At 50.9% G+C, this 212-nt stretch carries 1 tRNA gene; it reads right to left on the minus strand.

The window, feature by feature from the left end:
- Positions 1-135 precede the first annotated feature (135 nt).
- Positions 136-211: transfer RNA gene (locus tag SB752_RS33495), tRNA-Thr, on the minus strand.
- Between the last annotated feature and the right edge of the window lies 1 nt (position 212).

Genomic DNA, 212 nt, shown 5'->3' on the forward strand with positions numbered 1-212 from the left:
AGACGGATTCGAACCGCCGAACCCGGAGGGAGCAGATTTACAGTCTGCCGTGTTTAGCCACTTCACTATCTCCCCATCATTTCCGAGAAGAGCATTGTGCATACGCGATGCACAAATCACTTTCAAGGTAATTGGTGGTGCCGGCAATAGGACTTGAACCCACAACCCCCTGATTACAAGTCAGGTGCTCTACCAATTGAGCTATACCGGCG

Origin of the sequence: Brevibacillus sp. SIMBA_040 (assembly GCF_046535075.1) — a bacterium.
Taxonomy (GTDB): domain Bacteria; phylum Bacillota; class Bacilli; order Brevibacillales; family Brevibacillaceae; genus Brevibacillus.